A 17,702-nucleotide genomic window follows, 5' to 3' on the forward strand; every position below is an offset into this window, starting at 1 on the left:
TTCCCGGGAAGCCCGGCTGGTAGGGCTGTTGCGTTCCGCCAACCGATGTACGCAGTGTAAATATTGCCTTGGCAAAGAAAAACGGCTTTAATCGGAATTGACTATTTCTATATCCGGAACAATCTGAGAGGAACTAATGGACCGGCTGCAATCCATGCGGGTATTTGCCAAGGTGGTGGAGCAGGGCAGTTTCGTACGCGCGGCGGAGATCATGGAGATCTCCAACGCCGTGGCCACGCGCTTCATCGCCGACCTGGAGGCGCATCTGGGGACGCGCTTGCTGAATCGTTCAACGCGCCGTCTTTCCCTGACCGAGGCCGGGCAGGCCTATCTGGACCGGGTACGCCTGATTCTGGCCGAGATCGAAGATGCCGAGGCGCTGGTCTCGCTGGATACCAAGAAGCCGACCGGCACGCTGTCCATTTATTCGCACGCCGGTTTCGGCCAGAGCCAGTTGGGCGAACTGGTGTCGGGCTACTCGCAGGCCTATCCGGAAGTGGTGCTGGACATCACGCTGTCGGACCGCGCCGTGGACCTGGTGGAAGAGGGGATCGATATCGGTTTCTTCAGCAGCCTGCAGAAGGTCGACGCCAGCATGATCGTGCGCCAGCTGGGCATGGCGCAGGTGGTGTTGTCGGCGTCGCCGGCGTATCTCGACCTGCATGGCGCGCCCGAGCGCCCGGACGACCTGACGCGCCATAGCTGCCTGAACTTCTCGCACGAGTATCTGCGTCATCACTGGCACGTCAACACGGTGGACGGGGTGCAGGACGTGCCGATCAATAGCAAGGTGGTGTCCAACAGCGGTGTGCTGCTGCGCGAGTTCGCGTTGGGGGGCATGGGCATCACCCTGCGGCCGTCATTCTCGCTGGGGGATGACCTGCGCAGCGGCAAGCTGGTGCGTGTGCTGCCCGATTACGATATCGGCCAGGTAGGCATGTCGATGGTGTATCCGAGCCGCCGCTTGTTGTCGGCCAAGGTGCGCAGTTTTGTAGAATTCGTCAGCGCGCGTTATCCGCATCCGGAGAGCGATCCCTGGCTGGCGTGAGGACGGCGTTACGGCTCAGATAACGTCGGCCAGCTTGTCCAGCAGGCTGCATTCTTCCTGCCACTGGCGGCGTTCCGGGGTGCTGATGGCTTCACGCTGCAGCTCGCCGTCGCTCTTGTCGAGCTGCGACAGCAGGATGCGCTCGGCCAGGCGGGTATCGGGCTCCATCGGCCCGAAGAAGGCCACGGTGGCGCCGCGTTCGATCAGCAGCGTGGGGAAGTTGTCGATGTCGAGGTCGCCGACCAGGTCGGCCTGGTCTTCGATGTCGATCCAGACGAAATGGTGTTGCGGATAGCGTTGCGCCCAGGCGCTGAAGGCGAGGTCGTATTCGCGGCAGCTGCCGCACCAGCCCGCGCACAGGCAGGCGACGACCCAAGTGTCGTTGCGCAGCGCCTCGGCGAGTTGACGGCGGTTGGTCTGGTCTAATTTCTGGTAGGACATGGCGTCGCTATTTTACCTGCTTCGGACGGCGGGGATTTGCGCCGGAGCAAAGCGCGTCGTCGCGCATCGCACAAGCCCGGGATTTGCCGCGCCTCACGGTAAAATAGCGGGATGTCCACGATTCTAGCCATTGAAACATCTACCGAGCTCGCATCTGCGGCGCTGCTGCATAACGGCGAGCTCATTGCGCGCGAGTCTGCCGGCGCGCAGACGCATTCTGACTCCATCCTGCCGATGATCCAGCAGCTGCTGGCCGAGGCCGGCATCGCGCTGGCCCGGTGCGATGCACTGGCCTTCGGCGTCGGCCCGGGTTCCTTCACCGGCGTACGCACCGCTTGCGGCGTGGTGCAGGGCCTGGCCTTTGGCATTGATCGCCCGGTGGTGCCGGTGGTCACGCTGGAGGCAGCCGCGCAAGCCGCACGTGCATTGCAGGCCGATGCCGACGAGGTATTGGCCATTCTCGACGCCCGCATGGGCGAGGTCTACTGGGCGCGCTACCGCGCCCGCACCGACGGCGGCTGGGACGAGCTGGCCGCGCCCACGCTGTCGGTTGCTGCCGAAGTCGTCACCGCCGCTCGCCCGGTGGCCTGCGGCAACGGCCTGGGGGCGTATGCCGCGCATTTCACCCCCGCATTCTGCGCGGCCGAATTCGCCGCGGCGCTCCCGCAGGGCATGCCGCACGCGCGCCACGTGGCCAGCCTGGGTCAATATCATTTTGCCCATGGCCGCGCACTGCCTGCACAGGACGCCCAACCGCTCTACCTGCGCAACAAGGTGGCGCTGACCACGGCCGAGCGCGAAGTGCGCGATGCCGGCAAGGCGGGCGCGTGAGCGTGGCCATCGCGCCGGCGCCTGACCGGGACGTGCAGTTCGCGCCGATGACGGCCGACGACATCGATGCCGTGGTGGTCATCGAAAACGCCGTGTACTCGCATCCCTGGACGCGCGGCAATTTCCTCGATTCGCTTTACAGCGGCTACCAGGCCCAGACGCTGCGCGATGAAAGCCAGCAGCTGCTGGGTTATTTCCTGGTGATGCTGGCGGTGGAAGAGGCGCATTTGCTCAACATCAGCGTGGCCGCCGCGCACCAGCATCAGGGCCTGGGCCGGCAACTGTTGAACCGGGCCACCGACGTGGCGCGCAAGCATGCCATGCGCACCATGCTGCTGGAGGTGCGCGAGTCCAATGTGCATGCGATCAAGGTCTACAAGCGCTACGGCTTCGCTGAAATCGGCCGCCGCAAAAACTATTACCCGGCCGCCGACAACACCCGTGAAGGGGCCATCGTCATGAGTCTGGCGCTATGAGTGAAGAATTGAAGAACGAGAACGGATTTGGCTCCTCGCTGGAGCTGCTCGACGCCCTGGGCATCGGCCCGGTGTGGGTGCGTCGTGAGCTGGCGGTTGAAGAGGCGGTCGCGCAGGAGGCGCCTGTGGTTGAGGCTCCGGCAAGGCCGGCCGTCCAGCCTGCCGAGCCTGTTGCATCGCCGGTTGCCGAGGCGGCGCCGGCCGGCGGCAGCGATCTGGAAGATGCCTTTGCGGCCGCGCCGGCGACTCCGGTCGCGCTCCCGGTGGCCCGTCCGGCTCCAGCCGCGCCCGTGGCGCAACCGGCTGCGCCACGCGCTCCCGAGCGCCGCAGCCCACCGGTCGCAGATGACGGCGGCCCGCCGTCCTGGTTGGACGAGATGGACTTTGCCGCATCGATGGAGCCGCTGCTGATTCCCGACGGCGGCGAGCATGACGAGGACGACGCCCCGGCGCAGGTCGACCCGATGGTGGCCAGGATCGCCGCCATGGACTGGCCGCAGCTGAAGGAGATCGTGTCCGATTGCCAGCGCTGCGGCCTGTGCAAGGGACGCAAGAACACCGTATTCGGCGTCGGCGATGAAAAGGCCAAGTGGCTCTTCATCGGCGAAGGCCCGGGCCGCAACGAGGACCAGCAGGGCGAACCCTTCGTTGGTCCCGCCGGCAAGCTGCTGGACAACATGCTGGCGGCCATGGGCGTGAAGCGCGGCGACAACGCCTACATCGCCAACATCGTCAAATGCCGCCCGACCGGGGACGACGGCCGCGACCGTCCACCTTCGCCGCAAGAGGTGGCGTCCTGCCTGCCTTACCTGCAGCGCCAGATCGCGCTGATTCAGCCTACCGTGCTGGTGGCGCTGGGCAAGACCGCGGCGATCTCGCTGCTGGGCATGGATCCATCCACGCCGGTCTCGCGCCTGCGCGGCACCGTGCATCGCTATCAGGACTTGCCGTTGGTGGTCACCTACCACCCGGCCTACCTGCTGCGCACCCTGAGCGACAAGAGCAAGACCTGGGCCGACCTGTGCCTGGCGATGAGCACCTATCAACAGCAAGCCCCTAACTGAGATGCAGGACGGCAGCGTCATGCCGGCCGGCGGCGACTACCAGCGGCGCTTCCAGCGTCGCTGGCCGCGCCTGCGCGACCCGCATGTACGGGCGCTGGCCTGGCTGCTGGATGCGCCTGACCTGATGGCGTCGGACGCGCCGTGCTGGGAAAACCGCATCGCCACGCTGGGCCCCGTCAGCGACGAGGTCGCGGCCTGGCTGAACCGCCTGCAGGACGATCCCGAACTCAACGCTGCCCTGCAGGCGCACATGGCGCACCAGCCCTCGGCGCGTCTGGGCCGTTATGCGGAGAAGCTGCTGGGTTTTTACCTGGTCCGCCAACGGCAACTGGTCGCGGCGAATCTGCAGGTACGCAACACCGGCGCCACGCGCGAGACGCTGGGCGAGTTCGATTTCCTGGTCAAGCGGCCGCATGTGGATGCCGGCGCCGGCTTGGAGCACTGGGAGTTCGCCACCAAGTTTTATCTGCTTGAGCAGGCGCCATCTTCGTCCGGTGCGGGCGTGGAGGCCGACGCCTTCGTCGGCCCCAATCTGGCCGATTCGCTGGGCCGCAAGATGCGCAAGATCATGAGCCAGCAGCTGATGCTGTCGCGCCATCCGGCGGCCGCTGCGGTGCTGCCGGAGCCGGTGGCGGCAGCACAGGCCCTGGTCAAGGGCTGGCTGTTCTATCGGGACGGCATGCCTGCCGCAGCGCCGGCCATCGGCATCGCGCACGACCATTGCCGCGGCTTCTGGTGTGATGCGGCGCAATTGCAGGCGCGCACTTTCCCTGAGGATGCGTCGTTCGTGGTCATGCCAAGGCTGGAATGGCTGGCGCCGTTACGTGCTGAGGCCGGTCATGCGTTGGCATTGCCGGCGCTGCTGACGGAGTTGCAGGCGCGTTTTGCCGTCGAGGAGGCGCCGGTGATGGTGGCGGTGTGCCGGCCCTCGGACGAGGGCGAGGTGGTGGAGGCCGAGCGCGGCTTCATCGTGCCCGACGGATGGCAACAGCGCGCCGCGCAAACGGTCAGGCACGCAGTCGTCAGGGTCTGAAAGGCAGGGCGCTGCGGACGGGCGAGCAATGCCCGCCCGGATGGATATGGGATCAGTGGGGATGCTTGTCTTCGCCGATCAGCGCCAGCGAATCGTGCTCGCGCTGATTGGCGGCATGGCGGCGCATGATCAGGTACATCACGCCGGCCACGAAGGTGCCGAAGATCAGGATGACGGTATTGACGTCCAGGTTCATGCGCACCATGACGGCGTACAGCACCAGCATGGTCAGCACCGACAGGTTTTCATTGAAGTTCTGTACCGCAATCGAATGGCCTGCGCTCATCAGCACGTGGCCGCGGTGCTGCAGCAGCGCGTTCATCGGCACCACGAAATAACCCGACAGCGCGCCGATGATCACCAGCAAGGGGTAGGCGATCCAGACCGAGGAGGTGGTGGTCATCAGCATCACCACGATGCCCATGATGATCCCCAGCGGCATCACGGTCAGCGACTTCTTCAGCGGCACGAAGCGGGCGGCGGCGATCGCGCCCAGCGCAACGCCCACGGCGACGATGCCCTGCAGGATGGCGGCGCGATCCAGCGGCATGTGCAGCGACTTCTCGGCCCATTTCAGCACGATGAACTGCAGCGTGGCGCCGGCGCCCCAGAACAGTGTCGTCACCGCCAGCGAGATTTGGCCCAGCTTGTCCTTCCAGAGGGTGGTGAAGCAGTTGGCGAAGTCGATGATCAGGCGCACCGGGTTGCGCTGCTGGTGCTCGTAGCGGGCGCCGGTATCGGGGATGCTCAGATTGAACAGGGCGGCGATGATATAGATGACGGAGATGATGCACAGCGCCGCTTCGGTGGGCGTATCGATCGGGAAATCGAAGAGGGGGAAGTCGAAGCTGAGAATCATGGAGGCGATGTGCGGATTGACCAGCGCGCCTCCCAGTACCGTTCCCATGATGATGGAGCCGACCGTCAGGCCCTCAATCCATCCGTTGGCGGCGACCAGTTTCTCCGGTGGCAGCAGTTCGGTCAGGATCCCGTACTTGGCCGGCGAGTAGGCCGCTGCCCCGAACCCGACCACGGCGTAGGCCAGCAGCGGGTGCACGGTGAAGAACATGAGCGAGCAGCCGAAGATCTTGATCATGTTGGTGATCAGCATGACCTTGCCCTTGGGGAAGGCATCGGCGAAGGCACCGACGAAGGCGGCCAGGAGAACGTAGGAGAGGACGAAGAAGAGCTTGAGCAGCGGCGTCATCCACGCGGGGGAATGCATTTCGGCCAGAAGAGCGATAGCGGCGATCAGCAGCGCGTTATCGGCGAGCGACGAAAAGAATTGCGCCGCCATGATGGTGTAAAAACCGCGATTCATCCCTGTCCAAAATGTAACAAATTAGGTCCGGCTAGCTTTATACCATGAAACCGTGACGATCCCGTGATAAGTCTGACCAGAAACATGTTCGTCCGGTAAAATGCCCGCTTGTTCCCGGCCGGGCAAAACTTCCGGGCGAACCGCCGCCGGCGCCTGCGTTCTCATGGCCTGGGGCGGCCAGCATTGCCAGCCTGCGCCCACCGCCTAAATCGCACCAGGACATCATGCCAAGACCGATCGTCGCTTCCATCAGCATTTCCGCACTTCAACACAATCTTTCCGTTGCCAAGGCGCGCGCACCCAAGGCGCGGGCATGGGGCGTGGTCAAGGCCAATGCCTACGGCCATGGGCTCGAGCGCGCCGTGCGCGGGCTGGCCGCGGCCGACGGGCTGGCGCTGATCGAGGTCGATTACGCGGTGCGCTTGCGCGAACTGGGCTGGACCAAGCCCATCCTGCTGCTGGAAGGCTTCTTCGACGCCGCCGATCTGCCGCTGCTGGCGCGTCACGATATCCAGTTCGCCGTGCATTGCGACGAACAGATCTCGCTGCTGGAGGCGTTTCGGACCGACGCCGGCCTGCATGCCCACCTGAAGATGAACAGCGGCATGAATCGCCTGGGCTTCAAACCCGATGCCTACCGCGCTGCATACGAGCGACTGAAGAAGATCCCGGCCATTCGCAGCATCACCATGATGACCCACTTCGCCAATGCGGACGACGCCGGCAATCCCGGCCTGTCGCTGCAGGAGCAGGTCCGGCGTTTCGAGGCGGGCACGGCCGGTCTGGAAGGCGCCAGGAGCGTGTGCAACTCGGCCGCCGACCTGCTGCACCCTGAGCTGGCGCATGACTGGGTACGCCCGGGCATCATGCTGTACGGCGGCACCCCGGGCGGCGGCAGTGCGGCTGATTTCGGCCTGCGTCCGGTGATGACCTTGACCAGCGAGATCATCGGCGTGCAGGACATCGCGCCCGGCGAGGCGGTCGGCTATGGCAGCCGTTTCGTGGCGGACAAGCCAATGAAGGTGGGGGTGGTCGCCTGCGGTTACGCCGACGGCTATCCGCGTCATGCGCCCAACGGCACGCCGGTGGTGGTGGACGGCCAACGCACCGGCACCATCGGCCGGGTCTCGATGGACATGCTGGCGGTCGACCTCACCGCCATTCCCGGCGCACGCGTGGGTAGCCGGGTGGAACTGTGGGGCGAGGCGCTGCCGATCGACGAGGTGGCGTTTGCCGCCGGCACGATCGGCTATGAATTGATGTGCGCGCTGGCACCCCGGGTGGCCGTGCGCGAAGTCGCATAGTCGAAGCAATCGGGGCAGCCTGAGTTTTCGTAGCTTGTCCGCTTGCCCGTTTATCGGCCTGGTTGATGGATGTCTCCGCATGAGAGGGCGCCCATCCCAGGCTATTTTTACTGAAAGAAATGGAAGAAATGAATCTGGCGCTCGTCATCAACATCGGAGTATTCGTTGTCCTCTTGTGGCTGTTGAGCCAAACCCAGCGCTGGCAGTGGAGCCTGGCGAAGAAAGTGCTGGCCGGCCTGGTGCTCGGTGTGCTGTTCGGCCTGGGGCTGCACCTGGCCTACGGCGAGGGCAGCGATATCGTGAAGGCGTCCATCACCTGGTTCAACATCGTCGGCGGCGGTTATGTACAACTGCTTCAGATGATCGTGATGCCGCTGGTCTTCGCATCCATCCTGAGCGCCATCGCACGACTGCATTCGGCGTCGTCGCTGGGCCGGATCAGCCTGCTGGTGATCGGCACGCTGTTGCTGACTACCCTGGTGGCGGCGTTGGTCGGGGTGATGATGGCCAACCTGTTCGGGCTGACCGCCGAGGGGCTCATCCAGGGTGCGCGGGAGACTGCCCGCATGTCTGCCATCCAGAGCAACTATGCGGGCAAGGTGGCGGACATGAACGTGCCCCAGCTGATCTTGTCGTTCATCCCGAAGAATCCGTTCGCCGACCTGAGCGGCGCCAGCCCGACTTCGATCATCAGCGTGGTGATCTTCGCCGCCTTCCTGGGCGTGGCTGCACTGCAGCTGCTGAAGGACGACGAAGAAAAGGGCCGGCGCCTGCTGGCGGGCATCGACCTGGTGCAGGCCTGGGTGATGAAGCTGGTGCGCCTGGTGATGCGCCTGACGCCCTATGGCGTGCTGGCGCTGATGACCAAGGTCGTGGCCAGCTCGAATCTCCAGGATATCGTCCAGCTGGGGAGCTTCGTTGTGGCGTCCTATATCGGCCTGGCGATCATGTTCGTGGTGCACGGCGTGCTGCTGGCGGCGTTCGGCGTCAATCCGCTGCGCTTCTTCCGCAAGATCTGGCCGGTGCTGAGTTTTGCCTTCACCAGCCGTTCCAGCGCCGCGACCATTCCGCTGAGCGTTGAGGCGCAGACGCGTCGCCTTGGCGTGCCGGCGTCCATCGCCGGTTTCGCCGCTTCGTTCGGCGCGACCATCGGGCAAAACGGCTGCGCAGGGCTTTATCCTGCAATGCTGGCGGTGATGGTGGCGCCCACGGTGGGCATCAATCCGCTCGATCCGATGTGGGTCGCCACGCTGGTGCTGGTGGTGACGGTCAGCTCGGCCGGCGTGGCCGGTGTCGGCGGCGGCGCCACGTTTGCCGCGCTGATCGTGCTGCCGGCAATGGGCTTGCCGGTAACCCTGGTGGCGCTGCTGATTTCGGTGGAGCCGTTGATCGACATGGGACGTACGGCGTTGAACGTCAGCGGCTCCATGACGGCCGGCACGATTACCAGCCAGGTGATGGGGCAAACCGACAAGCAGGCGATGCACAGCGATGACGAGGTCGCATTGGCGCAATAAGCCGCCACGCAACTGAGGCGGAGCAAACAACAAGGCTTAAATACGATGGCGAAGGTCAAGACCAATTACACCTGCACGGAGTGCGGCGGCATCAGCAGCAAATGGGCGGGCCAGTGCCCGGCCTGCGGACAGTGGAACACCCTGGTGGAGACCCTGGTCGAGCCGGCCGGCGGCAACCGCTATTCCTCGACCCCGCAAAGCCTGGCGCAGACCGCGCCGGTGCTGAGCCTGGCCGACATCGAGGCGATCGACGTGCCGCGCTTCGGCACCGGCATCGAAGAGTTTGATCGCGTGTTGGGCGGCGGCCTGGTGCCGGGCGGGGTGGCGCTGATCGGCGGCGACCCGGGCATTGGCAAGTCGACGCTGCTGCTGCAGGCGCTGGCCAATATCTCCAAGCTGAAGAAGGTGCTGTACGTGAGCGGCGAGGAATCCGGCTCCCAGATCGCGCTGCGCGCCAAGCGGCTGGCGGTCGATGCGCGCGATCTGCAGCTGCAGGCCGAGATCCAGCTGGAAAAGATCCTCGCCACGCTGGCCGAGCACAAGCCCGAAGTGGCGGTGATCGACTCGATCCAGACCATCTATTCCGACGCGCTGACCTCCGCGCCAGGCTCGGTGGCGCAGGTGCGCGAATGCGCGGCGCAGTTGACGCGCGCGGCCAAGACCTCGGGCATCACCATCATCATGGTCGGCCACGTGACCAAGGAAGGCGCGCTGGCCGGCCCGCGCGTGCTGGAGCATATCGTCGACACGGTGCTGTATTTCGAGGGCGACACCCACTCCAGCTTCCGCCTGGTGCGCGCCTTCAAGAACCGCTTTGGCGCGGTCAACGAGCTGGGCGTGTTCGCGATGACGGAGAAGGGCTTGAAGGGAGTGTCCAATCCTTCGGCGCTGTTCCTGTCGCAGCATGAAAACCAGGTGCCGGGCTCCTGCGTGATGGTGACCCAGGAGGGGACGCGGCCGCTGCTGGTGGAAATCCAGGCGCTGGTCGACAGCTCGCACGTGCCCAACGCGCGCCGCCTTTCGGTGGGCCTGGAGCAGAACCGCCTGGCCATGCTGCTGGCGGTGCTGCACCGTCACGCCGGTATCGCCGCCTTCGACCAGGACGTGTTCATCAATGCCGTGGGCGGGGTCAAGATCACCGAGCCCGCGGCCGACCTGGCGGTATTGATGGCGATCAATTCCTCGATGCGCAACAAGCCGCTGCCGCGCGGCCTGGTGGTGTTCGGCGAAGTCGGCCTGGCCGGCGAGATCCGCCCGGCGCCGCGCGGGCAGGAGCGTTTGCGCGAGGCGGCCAAGCTGGGTTTCTCGATCGCCGTCATCCCCAAGGCGAACGCGCCCAAGCAGCCGATCGAAGGGTTGAAGGTCATCGCGGTGGAGCGCATCGACGATGCGCTGCAGAAGTCGCGCGAGATCGACGATCTCGGCAGCTGACCGTTCCGGCGTGCAGTTCGGCGGCGCAGTGCGCGTCGCCGCCACTTGACCGGGAGGTTCTCAGCCCGGCACGTCGAAGGTGACGATGACCTGGTTCATGTCGCCCTTGACCGGCCCCTGCGGCAGATGGCCGCCGCCCTTGACCCGGTAGTAGAGCAGGAACGGACGGGTCGCGTCCTTGCCATTGAAGAAGCTGGTGTTGCCGCTGCTGGCCTCGGTCACGCTCCAGCAGGTGTCGGCGTTTTGCCAGCACAACACCGCCTCGAATCCTGCCGGCTTGCTTGCCACGCCATAGCGCCATGCCACGTCGCGGATGGTCGAGCCGGGCGGTATGCGCTCGATCACGCGGAACTGGGTAATGTAGTCGGCGTTCTTGGCGCGGATATCGGGTCCGGCCGCGTCCGAGGCATACGAGCCGACCGGGCCGGTTGTCGGCGCGGCGGGCACAGGCGCAGGCGGCGTGGATGGTTGCACCGGCCCGATGATGACGATGGGACGGCTGCCGTCGCGCGCGCCGGGGGCGACGCTCAGGTTGCGGTCGACATAGGTTTGCGCGCAGGCGAGGGCGGGCAGTAGCAGCGCGGACAAGATCGGCCCGCTGCATAACAGTGCGGCCGGTAACCGCCGTTCAGCCATGGCGGCGATGATGCTGCAGCGGCAGCGTGATCTGGATCAGCAGGCCGCCGTGGGTTTCTTCGTGGCCCTTGAGCATCAGCTTGCCGTTGTGGCGCAGCACGATGCGGTTGACGATGGCGAGTCCCAGGCCGGAACCGTTGGCCTGGCTGCGGGCCACTTCCAGGCGAGTGAAGGGGCGCAGCAGGCGTTCGCATTCGCTGTCGGGCACGCCGGGACCATGGTCGCCGATTTCCACCACCACGTTATGTCCCTCGATGCGGCTGCGCAGGTCGATCTCGGCGCAGTCGGTGCCGGGCGTCTTGCCGTAGCGGCGCGCATTTTCCACCAGGTTGCTGAATACCCGCGCCAGCTCGGTGCCGTTGCCGGCGACTTCGGCGCTGGTGGCGATGTCGGTGCTCATCCTGACGTCGGTCAGGCGGGTCGCCTTGGCGGCCACGTCGTGCAGCAGCGCGGCCAGGTCGATGGTCTCGAGATTGCTGGCGTCGAAGGGTTTGGCGTAGTCGAGGAACTGGCCGATGATGCTGTCCATCTGCGCCAGGTCGGAATGCATGCCGTCGCGCGACTCGTCGGAGAGGTTGGCCATTTCCACTTCCAGCTGCATGCGCGCCAGCGGCGTGCGCAGGTCGTGCGAGATGCCGGCCAGGATCAGGGCGCGGTCGGATTCGACGCGGTTCAGGTCGGCCACCATCTGGTTGAAGCTGCGATTGGCTTCCTCGATTTCGGTGGGGCCGGATTCGGGCAGCGGTTCGGGTTGCCGGCCCTTGGCGATAGCGCGTGCGGCTGCCGTCAGGCGCGCCAGCGGCTGGTTGATCAGGGTGGAGATGAAGACCGCGCCGATCAGCGACAGGAACAGCGCGATCGAGCCCCAGCCCAGCCACTGCAGGCTGGACGTACGATCCAGGCGGCCGCGATCGAGCATCAGCCAGTACTGGTCGTCATCGATGTTGAAACTGATCCAGAAGCCTTCGACGTCGTTGACGCTGGAGGCGAACAGGGTGTTTTCGTCCAGCGACTGGCGCACGTAGTACTCAAGCTCGGGAACGATGGGGGAGTCCTCGGGCGGCACGATCTTGTCGCTCTTCTCCAGCGGGTAGATGCGGATGCCTTCGTTGCTGGCCAGGTCGAACAGCAGTTCACGCCGCATCTCCGGCGCCGAGTGGGTCAGCGCGGCGCGCGTGATGGTGACCACCGACACGATCTGCGCGGCCAGCGACTCCGCGCGCGGGCCGCGTTCGACCATGCGGAAGCTGGCCACCCAGGCCACCATGCTGGCGGTGATCAGGAAGGTCAGCAGGAAGAAGGTGCGCCAGAACAGGCCGTTGCTGAACCATCCTGATTGGGTACGGACTTTCATCGGCAAGCGGCCTGCAAAGCGTTGGACAACGCGGCGGTGGAGACGGAGGTCAAGCGGGAGATCAGCGCGGCTTCCCTTCCGGGATGAACACGTAGCCCAGGCCCCAGACGGTCTGGATGTAAAGCGGGTTGGCCGGATCCGGTTCGATCAGCTTGCGCAGGCGCGAGATCTGCACGTCCAGACTGCGGTCGAACACTTCGTATTCGCGGCCGCGCGCCATTTCCATCAGTTTTTCGCGCGACAGCGGCTGGCGCGCGTTGCGCGCGAACACCTTGAGCACCGAAAATTCGCCGGTGGTCAGCGAAATGCTCTCGCCGTTCTTCTTCAGCGTGCGGGTGCCGAGATCCAGCACGAAATCGCCGAATTCGAAGGTCTCGGGCGTCTCGGACGGCGCGCCGGGCAGTTCCTCAGGACCCTTGCGGCGCAGCACCGCATTGATGCGGGCCACCAGTTCGCGCGGATTGAAGGGCTTGGGCAGGTAATCGTCGGCGCCCATTTCGAGGCCGATGATGCGATCCACGTCTTCCCCCTTGGCGGTCAGCATGATGATCGGCGTCTGGTCGCCGGCGCCGCGCAGGCGGCGGCAGATCGCCAAGCCGTCTTCACCGGGCAGCATCAGATCCAGCACCAGCAAATCGTAGCGCTCGCGGATCCACAGTTTGTTCATGGCCTGCGCGTTTTCCGCAGTGACCACATTGAAACCTTGCTCGGTCAGGTAGCGGCGCAGCAGGTCGCGCAGGCGGATATCGTCATCCACCACCAACACTTTGAATTGATTGGCGGATGTTGTCGTATTAGTATTGTTGCCGTTGGTCGAGTTCATGGTGCCTATGGTAGCGTCTCCGCGATTTAGAGCAAGTCGCGGTCGAGTATTCATTACAAACTGTTACATACCTTACCTTAATCATCTTATACCATCGCGGCCTGCGGCCTACACTGGAATCAAGTTGAGCGTAACCCTAAAAGTATTCTGAAATTTGATTCTCTGCATCTGTGGAAAACGCGTTATGAAGATTGCTGTCGTCAACAAGCTCTGTCTGGCCTCGGTGCTGGCGCTGGGAGCGGTGACCGCCTCGCTGGCAGGACCGCCGCCGGGCGGCCGGCCGATGTCCGGTCCGCCGGGCGAGTTCCGTCAGCACGGGGGCGGCGAATTCAATGCCCAGGACCATCGCAACCAGATGGCAGCGGAGCAGGAACAACGTCGCGCCGCCGGCAAACTGAGCCCCGACGAGCGCCGCGAATTGCGCCGCCAGATCAACGAGGTTGGTCAGGATATCTACCGCGTCAAGCGCTGACCGGCTGCCATCCTGTTGACCCGGGGCAAGCAAAAGAGTTGCCGCCGTATGCCTGCTACAACGCATTGAGCCGCTCAAGCGGTAATTTTATGAAAAGAAAAGCCCGGACGAAAAGCTCGTCCGGGCTTTTTATTTTATGGTTCGGTTTCTTTCAGGCTGCATCGGCGCGCATGGGGCCGATTACCCGTGATCACACCTCATGCGCCTTGCCGAGCCGCTTTTCCAGCCGATGCTGCAGGGCTTCAAAGCACAGGCTCAAGATCCAATAGATGCCGGCCGCCGCGATGTAGAGCGGCAGCGGGCGGAAGGTCACGGCGATGACTTCCTTGGTCGCCAGCATCAGCTCGGTCACCGTGATGACGGAGACCAGCGAAGTGTCTTTGATCAGACTGATCAGCGTATTGCTCATGGAGGGTACGGCGATGCGCACCGCCTGCGGCACGATGATGAAGCGCAGTGTCTGGAAGTAGGTGAGGCCGATGCTATAGGCGGCGTTCCACTGGCCGCGCGTCACCCCCAAGATGGCGCCGCGCAGGCTTTCCGACAGGTAGGCGCCGGCGTTCAGGCTCAGGGTCAGTACGCCAGCGGTCAGCGGCGAGAATTCGATACCCACGCTGGGCAAGCCGTAATACACCACAAAGATTTGCACCAGCAACGGAGTGCCGCGCATCAAGCTGACGTAGACCGCCGCCGGCCAGTGGATCGGGCGCCAGGGCACGATGCGCGCCACCGCCAGCACGAAGCCCAGCGCCAGGCCGCCCAGCATTGACGCCAGCGCGAACAGCAGGGTATAGCCCACGCCCTTCATCAGCGTGGGGCCGGCTTGCTGCAGCAGTTCGAGAATTTCCATAGGCAATCGATATAAAAAATTATCCCCGCAAGGCGGGGATAAATGTCGTCCGAAGGGCGCCGTTCAGACGCCGGACCAGGTTCGCCGGAAGTCGCCGGCAAGCCCGTGGGCGCCGGCGAGCGGCTTATTGTGCTTTCGGCGGCTGGCTGACGTCAATGCCGAACCACTTCTCGGACACCTGCTTGAAGCTGCCGTCGGCCTTGATATCGGCCAGCGCCTTGTTCAGGGCCGTCTTGAACTCCGGGTTATCCTTGCGGAACGGAATACCGATCTTGTCGACCGCGCCGACCGGGTTGCCGCCCTTCAAAGGCAGCTTGGTCGACTTCAAGATGTAGCCCACCAGCAGGCTGTCGTTGAGCGCGGCGTCGATGCGACCGGCCGCCAGGTCAGCCAGGTACTCGGGCGAACCGGGGTAGGTGCGTACGTCGATGCCCGGCACGCTCTTGGCCTTTTGTTCGAAATTGGTGCCCTGGCCCAGGCCGAGCTTCTTGCCCTTCAGGTCGTCCAGGCTCTTGAACTGGCGGGTTTCGTCCTTGCGCACGATCAGCTGGGCGCTCGACAGGGTATACGGATCGGAGAAGTCGAAGGCCTTCTGGCGTTCGTCGGTGATGCCGACCTGGTTGATGATCACGTCATACTTGCCGGCGCCCAGGCCAGCCAGGATGCCGCTCCACTCGGTGGTGGTGAACTCGGGCTTCACGCCCAGCTTGGCGGCCAGCAGGTTGGCCACATCCACTTCGAAACCGGTCAGCTGGCCGGTCTTGGGATCCTTGAAGTTGAACGGCGGATAGTTGCCTTCCAGCGCCACCTTCAGGGTGCCGCGACTCTTCACGGTTTGCAGCAGGTCGGCAGCGGAGGCGGACAGGGCGCCGGCCAGCAGCGCCACGCCGGTGGTTGCCAGCAGCCAGGTCTTGATGTTCTTGTTCATGCAATCTCCTTTGAGAACGGTTGCCACGGGAAATCGCGGCCAGGCCGCAATGATGCCTTCGTTTTGCCAAACTACAAGGGTTTGCTTAATACATTCGTGTAGGAAGCTTATGCCGCGGGCCACCCGTTTCGGATCATACTGCGCCCGCGGCGCTCAGGCCTGCAACTGCTCCAGCGCGTCCTGCTGTTCAAGCCATTCATTCTCCAGCTGGTCCAGTTCCTTCACGCAGTAAGCCTGATCGGTGATCAGCGTCTTCAGTTCTTCCTTGTTGGCGGCGTCGTAGATGTCCGGGCTCGCCAGGCGCGCATCGATGTCGGCCTTGCGGGCGTTGAGCTTGGCGATCTGCTCGTCGAGGCGTTTGATGCGCTGTTCAATGGGTTTCTTCAGCGCCGACATCTTCTGTCGTTGCTCGGCTTCCAGGCGTTTCTGTTCCTTGCGGTCCACCGCCGGCGCTTCAGGCGAGGCCGTTGCTGCCGATGTCGCCGAAGATGTCGCCTTGCTCGGCAACGGCGCGGCATCCGCGCCTTCGCTGCGCGCTGCCAGCTTGGTCTTGAACAGCCAATCCTTGTAGTCGTCGAGGTCGCCGTCGAAGTCTTGCAGCTTGCCGTCGGCCACGATCAGGAACTGGTCGGTGGTGGCGCGCAGCAGGTGGCGATCGTGGGACACCAGCACCAGCGTGCCTTCGAACTGCGCCAGCGCCATCGTCAGCGCTTCGCGGGTTTCCAGGTCGAGGTGGTTGGTCGGTTCGTCCAGCAGCAGCAGGTTGGGGCGTTGCCAGACGATCAGCGCCAGCGCCAGGCGCGCCTTTTCACCGCCGGAAAACGGCGCGATCGGGGAGCTTGCCATGGTGCCGTTGAAGTTGAAGCTGCCGAGGAAGTTGCGCAGCTCCTGCTCGCGCACATCCGGCGCCAGCCGCGTCATGTGCCACAGCGGCGACTCGTCATGGCGCAGCATCTCGACCTGGTGCTGGGCGAAGTAGCCGATCACCAGGCCCTTGCCCAGGCGTGCGGTGCCGGACAGCGGATCGATCTCGCCGGCGACGGTCTTGATCAGCGTCGATTTGCCGGCGCCGTTCACGCCCAGCAGGCCGATGCGCTGGCCGTTCTGCAGCGAGAAATCGATGCCGCGCACGATGATCTTCTCGTCGTCTTCAATGCGATAGCCGGCGTTGACCTTCTCCATCACCAGCAGCGGATTCGGTGCCGACAACGGCTCGCGGAACTCGAACGAAAATTCGGCCGCCGCGCGCAGCGGCGCCAGTTCTTCCATCTTGGACAGCGCCTTCATGCGACTCTGCGCCTGGCGCGCCTTGGTGGCCTTGGCCTTGAAGCGGTCGATGAAGGATTGCAGGTGGGCGCGCTGGCGTTGCTGTTTCTCGATCATGCCGGCCATCAGCTCCAGCTGGGCCGAGCGTTGGCGCTCGAAGGCCGAGTAGTTGCCGGAGTAGCGCTTGAGCTTGCGATCGTCGATGTGCACGATCACGTTCACCACGCCGTCGAGGAAGTCGCGGTCGTGGGAGATGATCAAGAGCGTGCCGGCATAGCGCTTCAACCAGTCTTCCAGCCAGATGATGGCGTCCAGGTCCAGGTGGTTGGTCGGTTCGTCCAGCAGCAGCAGGTCGGACGGGCACATCAGCGCCTGCGCCAGGTTCAGGCGCATGCGCCAGCCGCCGGAGAAGCTGGCCACCGGGCGCTGCATCTGTTCCAGCGAAAAGCCCAGGCCCAGCAGCAGCTGCTCGGCGCGCGAGCGCACGGTGTAGGCGTCGGCGTCGGCCAGCGCGGTGTGCAGCTCGGCGATGCGGTTGCCGTCGTGCTCGCCGTCGGGTTGCGCCTCGGCCTCGGCCAGTTCGGCCTCCAGTTGGCGCAGGTGGGCGTCGCCGTCGATGGCGTATTCGAGCGCCGCGCGCTCCAGCGCCGGGGTCTCCTGCGCCACGTAGGCCATGCGCCAGCGCGCGGGGAAATCGATGCTGCCCTGGTCGGGATGCAGCTCGTCGCGCAACATCGCGAACAGGCTGGACTTGCCGGCGCCGTTGGCGCCGATCAGGCCGATCTTGTCGCCCGGGTTGAGCGTGAGGTCGACATTTTCCAGCAGCGGTTTGATGCCGCGCTGGAGGGAAACTTGCTGGAAACGGATCATCGGTGAATCGAAATCAAGGAAAGCGTGCGGTACCGGC

Annotated in this window: 17 protein-coding genes; 9 read left to right on the top strand and 8 right to left on the bottom strand. The window is 64.6% G+C overall.

Translation table 11 applies throughout. From position 1 onward, the window contains the following. Window positions 1–136: 136 nt before the first annotated feature. Window positions 137–1,048 (top strand): LysR family transcriptional regulator, encoded by a 912-nt coding sequence (locus J8I26_RS03090; protein ID WP_209603923.1) that lies wholly within the window; start codon window positions 137–139, stop codon window positions 1,046–1,048. Window positions 1,049–1,063: 15 nt separating this feature from the next. Here J8I26_RS03090 and J8I26_RS03095 read toward each other — a convergent pair whose 3' ends face one another. Next, the gene (locus tag J8I26_RS03095; protein ID WP_209603924.1) at window positions 1,064–1,489 is read right to left on the bottom strand and encodes a thioredoxin family protein; all 426 of its coding nucleotides are present in this window, start codon (window positions 1,487–1,489) and stop codon (window positions 1,064–1,066) included. 111 nt (window positions 1,490–1,600) lie between these two features. On the opposite strand from J8I26_RS03095, the gene tsaB reads away from it, so the two are divergent. The 4 genes from tsaB to J8I26_RS03115 are packed head-to-tail and all read left to right on the top strand — an operon-like array spanning window position 1,601 to window position 4,893. Beyond that, entirely contained in the window at window positions 1,601–2,320 is a 720-nt protein-coding gene (gene tsaB / locus J8I26_RS03100; protein ID WP_209603925.1) for a tRNA (adenosine(37)-N6)-threonylcarbamoyltransferase complex dimerization subunit type 1 TsaB, read from the top strand. A 47-nt stretch (window positions 2,321–2,367) separates the two neighbouring features. Further along, window positions 2,368–2,796 carry a ribosomal protein S18-alanine N-acetyltransferase gene (gene rimI / locus J8I26_RS03105; protein ID WP_209604778.1) on the top strand — a complete coding sequence of 143 codons (429 nt, stop codon included), beginning with the start codon at window positions 2,368–2,370 and terminating at the stop codon, window positions 2,794–2,796. Beyond that, window positions 2,793–3,860: a uracil-DNA glycosylase gene (locus tag J8I26_RS03110; protein WP_209603926.1), complete on the top strand. Its 1,068-nt coding sequence runs from the start codon at window positions 2,793–2,795 to the stop codon at window positions 3,858–3,860. The genes rimI and J8I26_RS03110 overlap by 4 nt, the downstream gene beginning before the upstream one ends. Before the next feature lies 1 nt (window position 3,861). Continuing rightward, window positions 3,862–4,893 carry a DUF1853 family protein gene (locus tag J8I26_RS03115; RefSeq protein WP_209603927.1) on the top strand — a complete coding sequence of 344 codons (1,032 nt, stop codon included), beginning with the start codon at window positions 3,862–3,864 and terminating at the stop codon, window positions 4,891–4,893. Window positions 4,894–4,945: 52 nt separating this feature from the next. Here the strand turns inward: J8I26_RS03115 and lplT are convergent, their stop codons facing one another. Next, window positions 4,946–6,214 carry a lysophospholipid transporter LplT gene (lplT, locus tag J8I26_RS03120; RefSeq protein ID WP_209603928.1) on the bottom strand — a complete coding sequence of 423 codons (1,269 nt, stop codon included), beginning with the start codon at window positions 6,212–6,214 and terminating at the stop codon, window positions 4,946–4,948. Window positions 6,215–6,438: 224 nt separating this feature from the next. On the opposite strand from lplT, the gene alr reads away from it, so the two are divergent. The 3 genes from alr to radA all read left to right on the top strand — a co-directional run bounded on the left by alr (window position 6,439) and on the right by radA (window position 10,466). Beyond that, window positions 6,439–7,518, top strand: coding sequence for an alanine racemase (alr, locus tag J8I26_RS03125; protein WP_209603929.1), 1,080 nt, complete (start codon window positions 6,439–6,441; stop codon window positions 7,516–7,518). 128 nt (window positions 7,519–7,646) lie between these two features. Then, window positions 7,647–9,035: an L-cystine transporter gene (locus J8I26_RS03130; protein ID WP_209603930.1), complete on the top strand. Its 1,389-nt coding sequence runs from the start codon at window positions 7,647–7,649 to the stop codon at window positions 9,033–9,035. Between the two features lie 45 nt (window positions 9,036–9,080). Further along, window positions 9,081–10,466 (top strand): DNA repair protein RadA, encoded by a 1,386-nt coding sequence (gene radA, locus J8I26_RS03135; protein ID WP_209603931.1) that lies wholly within the window; start codon window positions 9,081–9,083, stop codon window positions 10,464–10,466. 60 nt (window positions 10,467–10,526) lie between these two features. Here the strand turns inward: radA and J8I26_RS03140 are convergent, their stop codons facing one another. The 3 genes from J8I26_RS03140 to ompR all read right to left on the bottom strand — a co-directional run bounded on the left by J8I26_RS03140 (window position 10,527) and on the right by ompR (window position 13,279). Then, window positions 10,527–11,054, bottom strand: coding sequence for a flagellar protein FlhE (locus tag J8I26_RS03140; RefSeq protein ID WP_245200027.1), 528 nt, complete (start codon window positions 11,052–11,054; stop codon window positions 10,527–10,529). Window positions 11,055–11,094: 40 nt separating this feature from the next. Beyond that, window positions 11,095–12,456: a sensor histidine kinase gene (locus J8I26_RS03145; protein WP_209603933.1), complete on the bottom strand. Its 1,362-nt coding sequence runs from the start codon at window positions 12,454–12,456 to the stop codon at window positions 11,095–11,097. A 61-nt stretch (window positions 12,457–12,517) separates the two neighbouring features. Beyond that, window positions 12,518–13,279 carry a two-component system response regulator OmpR gene (ompR, locus tag J8I26_RS03150; protein WP_209603934.1) on the bottom strand — a complete coding sequence of 254 codons (762 nt, stop codon included), beginning with the start codon at window positions 13,277–13,279 and terminating at the stop codon, window positions 12,518–12,520. 184 nt (window positions 13,280–13,463) lie between these two features. Here ompR and J8I26_RS03155 point away from each other — a divergent pair, with 184 nt between their 5' ends. Further along, complete coding sequence (locus J8I26_RS03155; RefSeq protein ID WP_209603935.1) at window positions 13,464–13,751, top strand: hypothetical protein; 288 nt, start codon at window positions 13,464–13,466, stop codon at window positions 13,749–13,751. Window positions 13,752–13,941: 190 nt separating this feature from the next. On the opposite strand, the gene J8I26_RS03160 is transcribed toward J8I26_RS03155, so the two are convergent. The 3 genes from J8I26_RS03160 to J8I26_RS03170 all read right to left on the bottom strand — a co-directional run bounded on the left by J8I26_RS03160 (window position 13,942) and on the right by J8I26_RS03170 (window position 17,665). Then, entirely contained in the window at window positions 13,942–14,601 is a 660-nt protein-coding gene (locus tag J8I26_RS03160) for an amino acid ABC transporter permease (RefSeq protein ID WP_209603936.1), read from the bottom strand. Window positions 14,602–14,725: 124 nt separating this feature from the next. Further along, on the bottom strand, window positions 14,726–15,529 hold the full coding sequence (locus J8I26_RS03165; RefSeq protein WP_209603937.1) for a cystine ABC transporter substrate-binding protein: 804 nt from the start codon (window positions 15,527–15,529) through the stop codon (window positions 14,726–14,728). Window positions 15,530–15,682: 153 nt separating this feature from the next. Beyond that, window positions 15,683–17,665, bottom strand: coding sequence for an ATP-binding cassette domain-containing protein (locus J8I26_RS03170; protein WP_209603940.1), 1,983 nt, complete (start codon window positions 17,663–17,665; stop codon window positions 15,683–15,685). Window positions 17,666–17,702: the final 37 nt, after the last annotated feature.

The organism is Herbaspirillum sp. LeCh32-8 (genome assembly GCF_017814915.1).
GTDB lineage: Bacteria > Pseudomonadota > Gammaproteobacteria > Burkholderiales > Burkholderiaceae_D > Herbaspirillum.